Source organism: Amphibacillus indicireducens (genome assembly GCF_039539605.1).
Classification (GTDB): domain Bacteria; phylum Bacillota; class Bacilli; order Bacillales; family Amphibacillaceae; genus Amphibacillus; species Amphibacillus indicireducens.
Genome location: NZ_BAABDL010000022.1, coordinates 21,031 through 27,972, shown reverse-complemented (window position 1 = coordinate 27,972; position 6,942 = coordinate 21,031). Strand labels below are relative to the sequence as shown.

The following is a 6,942-nucleotide window of genomic DNA, read 5'->3' as shown; positions in this document are numbered from 1 at the left end:
TTCATCAAACTCTTTGTACAATAATAGCCCTGAGTCTGAGGTTAAATTCCCGCCGTCAAAATTAACTTTGATCATTTTGTTGAAATGAAGTGACTTTTCGATTACACTTTTCATTATGGAGTCCTCCTTGAATTGTGTTTGTTTGGTCACTTATACAATATCAAAGATCGGGCTCCTTTTCACTTAATTAGTGAAAGATTGATTGGTTATTTTTAATTGATTTGATGCGGTTTATTCAGGTTTTATGATTGGGCTATGAATAATCTAGGATTCAGACTCTATTTTTCGTCAAGATGGAAAAATAACATTTTTAAATCCTAAGATTTATTGTGAATCCATTTTATCCGGGGTTAAAAAGTGGATAGACAAAAATGAAAAAAATTCGGAGGTTTTAAACTCTACTGGTAATCTGATTTTCATAAATAAATCAACATAAAGTTATTGTCTATTCATTTTAGAACCATCTGACATGCTCTGACTAAATATATTAAATGGATAGATTTTATGCAGTGTAATTTTGGGGGAGTACTACCTAGCATTACTTAACATCACCTAACACAAGATGGAAAATAAACCATACCTTCACTTCTCTCACACCCTATCAACACAACGATTTAACGAACTAATCGATACTAAATAACATCACTCGAAACAGGCTATAAAATAGTAGTTCTACAGTGGCACGCAAGAGGTCTTTTTTATTCTAGTAAGATATGAACAATTTAGAGCACACCTTTTATCATAACAAGGATGTGCTCATTTACTTTTAGATAATTTATTATAAAGTTCCATTTACCCATTCCTCATTAATCTCAATTTGGTATGTCAACACTAAACTGTACAATTTTTATAAGGTGTTCAGTTGTCAATCTCGCTCATTTATTTTTAAATTCTAATCTAAACAGTGATAACTCATTGTCACTTGACTTGGACCCTTTGCTCGTATGCTTCTGAGCCGAGATGCCAGCTAATAAATATATCTGGCTCCGCCACACAGGCTGGCATACTCGCGTCTCCAAGTAAAGTGCACGGCACTTCATGATGCTGTGAGAATCGCTTTAAATTTCTTATATTCCTTGGGGGTCATGTATCCTAACGATCCATGGATACGTACATTATTGTACCAATTGACATAATCAAATAATCCTAAATCCAAGCCTTCTTGTGTTTCAAAATGCTCACCAAAAATAAATTCGGTCTTTAGTGTCTTAAATGTTGATTCTGCTACAGCGTTGTCATACGGTGTCCCTTTGACACTTAATGAACGTTCAATGCCGAAAGCCTCAAGAGACTGGTCAATACTTTTATTCTTAAACTCGCTTCCGCGATCGGTATGAAATAATTTGAGTCGATTTAGATTATATGGCACAGACGCAAAAGCGCGTTTTACTAATTCGGCTGTCTTGTGAGGACCAGCACTATAACCAATGATTTCACGATTAAATAAATCAACCAGTACACAAATATAGTGCCAACGTCGACCGACTCTTACATAAGTCAGATCACTGACGACGACTTCTAGTTCATCTTTTTCATCAAATTCACGGTTTAATCTGTTACTTATTTTCTCTTCATTAACGACTGTTTTCATTGGTTTATACTGGACAATTGTATACTTTGATACAAGTCCTTGTTCTGCCATGATTCCCCCGATGCGCCGTCGCGAGACAATAAAGCCTAAATCCTTTAATTTTTCTTTTATTTTTCTTTGTCCATAAATTCGGCGACTATCCTTAAAGATTTTAATGATTTGTTTCGTTATTTCTTTATCCTGATGATCACGCTTTTTTGCTTCATAGTAATACGTACTTCGAGGGACCTGTAGACATCTACACATTGCTGATACCGAATACTTGTGACGGTTATTTCTGATCACATTTATTTTCGTCCCATGATCAGCGCTGCTTGCTTTAAAATATCATTTTCCATGGCAAGTTGTTGATTCTGTTTTCTGAGGCGGATAAGCTCCTCTTGTTCTGGTGTACGATTGTCCTTTTCTTCAAATGAACCACTTTCTTTATGCTGGCGTACCCACTTATCAAATGCCGAGGCCGTAAGGTCATATTCTTTGATGACTTCAGCCCTTGGTTTGCCTGATAAATAAAGTTGAACCACCTGTTCTTTAAATGTTTTAGAAAATGTTCGTCGTTTTCTTTTTGTCATGTTTTCTCTCCTAAGAGCAGTTAATGACTCAATCTTAACTGACCTTAATAAATCTGTCCAACTTAGTGTAACCTATCCAATTTCCACTTATTGCTTTACCACTATTTATGGTACGGTTCCCCCCGATTAATCCTAAACGCTCGATATACCTGCTCCAACAATACCAAACGCATCAGCTGATGTGGAAGTGTCATTTTTGAAAATGACAGTGCATAATCGCTTCTCTTCATCACCGTTTCACTCAAACCTAATGACCCGCCAATCACAAACGTTACGTTGCTTTTGCCGTGAGTTGCTAGTTGATCCAGTTTTCGTGCTAGTTCTTCTGAAGATAGCTGCTTGCCTTTGATTTCTAATGTGATTAAGTATGTATCTTGTTGTAGTTTTGCTAGAATTCGTTCGCCTTCTTTGTCTTTGACCGCCTCCATTTCTGCTTCTGATAGATTTTCTGGTGCTTTTTCATCTGCGACTTCTACTAATTTTACGTTTGCATATGCTCTAAGTCGTTTTGTAAATTCATCGATACCTAGTTTTAAATATTTTTCTTTCAGTTTTCCGACACTAATAATTGTTATATTCATTGTTAACCTCGTTATTTGTCATTTTATGCTTAATTCTATTGTACCACTTAAATCCAGTTTTTCCACACCATCATCAATCTATATCCGACATTCATTGATTTTTTGAATGTTCAATCTTTTTAATTGAGAATGGTTATCATTTGTTGTATAGTAGTGTCTACTCATTAAAAACATGGGGGGAATGAATGATGCAAATTTATTGGACAAAAATTAATCATATAATAGATGAAACAGAAGAGATAAAAACGTTTCTGCTCGATTGTCCTGAGGATTTCAAGTGGGAAGAAGGCGCGCATACGCACTTTGCGCTGAAAGGATTTAATGACGGTGAGCGGCCAAATCGGAGTTTAGTTAGGCATATGTCAATTTCGACCTTACCAAATGAGAAATCGATTGGCATCACGACGCGAATTCGTGAGCAGTGTTCTGAGTTTAAGTCGATTTTAAGAACGATTAAAATTGGCGATCAAGTCGCATTATTTAAAACGAATTCGAACGTACCGCTAAAACGCGAGAACAAATCAATTTATCTTTTGTCTTCTGGCGTTGGCTTGGCTACTTTTAGACCACTTGTATTAGAATATTTCAATCAACCTGACAACATTAAGCATGTGCACTCACTTAATATCGATTCAAACAGACAGTTTTTATTTACAGATATTTTTAAAACATCTTCTGATAAAAAATTCACCTCAGATTTTGTAGATAATCGCCAGGATTATTACAAAGCAGCTGAACAGCTAGCCTCTGATAAAGATGGTCTATTCTACGTTGTTGGTAGTGATGAATTTTTAATTCAAAATATTGATCTATTGCGTACGCATGGCATTAAGTCTGATCAAATTGTGATTGATAAGCACGAACGACGAATACCTGAGTTTCTATCCTTCTAATCCTTTAAAACATTTATCAAAAGAAAAGGTTCTGGCAGTTGACCAGGACCTTTTTTATTGTGCTAAATTAATTTCGTTTGAGGTATTTTCTCGGCGATGTTCCTGTTATCTTTTTAAACGCTTTATAAAAAGTAGAGTAATCATTAAATCCGACCGTATGGGCGACATCCAATGCTGGATTATCCATGACAAGTAAGTCCATTGCCCAAATGATTCGCTTATAGGTGACGTATTCCATCACGGTGAATCCGGTGATCCGCTTAAATGTATGTGATAAATAATATTTATTGGCATAAAATTTTTCTTCCAACAGATCCAAAGAAATGTGTTTAGCTAGATTGTGGTTTAGGTAATCTAATAAGCGTATGGTTTTTTCATCGTATTTATATTTTTCGGCAAATTTATTATTAGACTTGGAAAATATTTCGTTTATTTTTATCAGCATTTGAATAAAATATGTTTTTGTTAAAACTGCACTCTCGGGAGTCTCTGCTAAATACGCTTCTTCAATTTTTGCCCACAATTGATCAATGCCTTGCTCTAGCACATCTTTTGCGGCGATCTTATTATGGTGTCCGAGTTTACGATTTTCAATATAGTTGAGCAGATTGTAATCTTCTGTTTGATAAGCTGATAGATAATCTGATTTAAAGTGAATGTACTTGCGTTCATAACTGCTATTTGAGTTGAAGACAACGCGATGAAGCTCTCTTGTATTGGTTATAATCAGATCATGGGGTTCTAACTGATAAGCATGACCTTCAATATAGTAGGTTAAATCTCCGGATATATAATAAAACAGTTCATAACAATCATGAATATGTGTGTTGACGTTATTAGGTGAGGTAAACACACTGTGATCTAAGTCAAAGCTTTTGTTACTTTTTAATTCGATTGTTTGGTTCATTTTTTTCACCTACCGTTAGCTTAACTTGATACCATCATTTTAATCGAGCATGATATAAAACACAATATTTGCAATGTATTAAGCAAGATTACCAAAGACATATTGTAAGCGGTTACTTAAGATGGAGTTGAAGACTAAAAATGTGAGGGGTGGCGTGATGCTTAACTTTGCCATCATTGGATGTGGTCGAATTGCTAAGTTTCATTTAGAAGGGATTTTGGAGCAGCCATTGGCCACGGTAAAAGCAGTCTGTGATTTAGATATAAAAAAGGCTGAACGATTGATTGCGTCGCTTTCAGACATTGAAATAATTTCTGATTATCGGGATATTCTGTTAGATCCCTCGATTGATGTGGTTAATATATGTACCAATCATCAATCGCATTTTGAAATTACACGTGCTGCAATCGAAGCTGGTAAACATGTCATTATCGAAAAACCAGTGACATTGTCTTTAGATGAAGCAGATATACTAATCGAAGCACAAAAGAAAAACAATGTAAAAGCGACCGTTGTTTTTCAAAATCGGTTTAATCAATCGATTGAATTGACTAAAAAAGCATTAGATGAAGGCATGTTTGGTCGGCTTTCTCACGGTGTCGGTTCTGTCCGTTGGTCGAGAACTCAAGATTATTACCTGCAAGATCCGTGGCGGGGTAAGGCTTACGAAAAAGACGGTATTTTAATGAATCAGTCGATCCATACGATTGATCTCTTGACGTATTTAATGGGTCCTGTGAAGAAAGTGACGGGTCAAGTTAAAACAGCGTTCTATGATATCGAGATGGAGAATGTTGGGTTGGCGACGTTAGAATTTGAAAACAGTGCGATCGGACTATTTGAAGGTGCCGGCACCATTTATCCGACTGATTTAGAGGGTCGGATTAACATTTTTGGTGAAACAGGTACGGTCATGCTTGGCGGAATGTCGGCTAATAAGATTGAAGCATGGCGCTTTACAAACGATTACGAAACCGAACAAGAGGAATTACTGAAAAAGTTATTAGAAGAAGAAGCAAATGCACCAACTGTTTATGGCTTTGGGCATGAAAAAGTGATTAAAGATATGATTGATGCCATCAAGGAGGATAGGCAACCAAAAGTAAGCTTACAGGATGGTAAAAATGCACTTGCCGTCGTCTTAGCAATTTATGAATCCGCTGCAAATGATGGCATGCCTGTTTATTGTCATGCTGATTAGTTTGATTCATTTTTAATAAATCTAAAGGAGTGAGTGGTTATGTTGAAAGTTGCGATTATTGGAACCGGGGGTATTGCACCATCCCATATTAAAGGTTATCTAGAGTTTAGTGATCAATGTGAGATTGTTGCACTGTGTGATATTTACCCGGAGAAGTCTGAAAAAATGGCAAAAGATTTTAATTTGAATGCAGAGGTTTTTGATGATCATAAAAAATTATTAGAAAGAGATGACATTGACTTAGTCTCTGTTTGTACACCACCATATACACACGCTGAGATTACGATTAACTCACTTCATGCAGACAAGCATGTCATTGTTGAAAAACCGATGGCTTCTTCATTAGAAGAGTGTGATGCAATGAATGAAACAGCTAAGAAAACGGGCAAGCTTTTATCGGTCATTGCTCAAAACCGCTTCAGAACATCTTTTATGAAATTAAAAGAGTTGCTTAAAACAGAATTAATGGGGCCCATCGTGCATACTCAAGTAGATTCATTTTGGTGGCGTGGGTACAGCTACTATGATTTATGGTGGAGAGGCACATGGGAAAAAGAAGGTGGCGGTTGTACGTTAAATCATGCGGTTCACCATATCGATATTTTCCAATGGATGAAAGGAATGCCTAAAGAAATCACAGCGATCACGAGTAATGCTGCCCATGATAATGCTGAGGTAGAGGATATTTCTATTGCAATCGGTAAATATGTTGACGGAAGTCTTGCACAAATTACAAGCTCGGTCATTCATCATGGTGAGGAGCAGCAACTTATTTTTCAAGGGAAAAATGCTCGAGTTTCAGCACCTTGGAAGGTTGCCGCTTCAAAATCAATGGAAAATGGATTTCCTGAAAAAGATACGGAGCTAGAAGAAAGAATTCAAAAAGCTTATGACGCCTTACCCGAAGTCGAATACGAAGGTCACACGGGTCAAATTCATGATGTTCTTCTTGCACTCGCAGGTGAAAAGGATCTATTAATTGATGGGCAACAAGGACGCCAGACGTTAGAGTTGATTACTGCTATCTATCAGTCTGCAAGTACAAAGGACACTGTGACCTTGCCTTTAACAGATTCCAGTCCGTTTTACACGCGCGAAGGTATTTTGAAAAACACTACTTACTTCTTTGAAAAGAAAACAAGTATTGAGAATTTTTCTGAAAATAAAATTACGACAGGTAGCGACGAAAATAACTAA

At 36.5% G+C, this 6,942-nt stretch carries 6 protein-coding genes; 3 read left to right on the top strand and 3 right to left on the bottom strand.

Annotated features, from left to right (window positions below; all coding sequences use genetic code 11):
* Positions 1 to 1,036: 1,036 nt before the first annotated feature.
* Both ABD814_RS02460 and rlmH read right to left on the bottom strand, forming a co-directional pair.
* Positions 1,037 to 2,163 (bottom strand): IS3 family transposase gene (locus tag ABD814_RS02460; protein ID WP_344909995.1). Its coding sequence is split into 2 segments (ribosomal slippage): positions 1,037 to 1,914 and positions 1,914 to 2,163, totalling 1,128 coding nucleotides; the frame shifts between segments, so codons are not numbered across the junction.
* Positions 2,164 to 2,264: 101 nt separating this feature from the next.
* Positions 2,265 to 2,744, bottom strand: a complete 480-nt coding sequence (gene rlmH / locus ABD814_RS02455; protein WP_344909993.1) for a 23S rRNA (pseudouridine(1915)-N(3))-methyltransferase RlmH — start codon at positions 2,742 to 2,744, stop codon at positions 2,265 to 2,267.
* A 188-nt stretch (positions 2,745 to 2,932) separates the two neighbouring features.
* On the opposite strand from rlmH, the gene ABD814_RS02450 reads away from it, so the two are divergent.
* Complete coding sequence (locus tag ABD814_RS02450; RefSeq protein ID WP_344909991.1) at positions 2,933 to 3,637, top strand: dihydropteridine reductase; 705 nt, start codon at positions 2,933 to 2,935, stop codon at positions 3,635 to 3,637.
* A gap of 67 nt (positions 3,638 to 3,704) precedes the next feature.
* On the opposite strand, the gene ABD814_RS02445 is transcribed toward ABD814_RS02450, so the two are convergent.
* Positions 3,705 to 4,544, bottom strand: coding sequence for an AraC family transcriptional regulator (locus tag ABD814_RS02445; RefSeq protein ID WP_344909989.1), 840 nt, complete (start codon positions 4,542 to 4,544; stop codon positions 3,705 to 3,707).
* Positions 4,545 to 4,701: 157 nt separating this feature from the next.
* Here ABD814_RS02445 and ABD814_RS02440 point away from each other — a divergent pair, with 157 nt between their 5' ends.
* Together ABD814_RS02440 and ABD814_RS02435 are read left to right on the top strand one after the other, a co-directional pair.
* The gene (locus ABD814_RS02440; RefSeq protein ID WP_344909987.1) at positions 4,702 to 5,745 is read left to right on the top strand and encodes a Gfo/Idh/MocA family protein; all 1,044 of its coding nucleotides are present in this window, start codon (positions 4,702 to 4,704) and stop codon (positions 5,743 to 5,745) included.
* 39 nt (positions 5,746 to 5,784) lie between these two features.
* Entirely contained in the window at positions 5,785 to 6,942 is a 1,158-nt protein-coding gene (locus tag ABD814_RS02435) for a Gfo/Idh/MocA family protein (RefSeq protein ID WP_344909985.1), read from the top strand.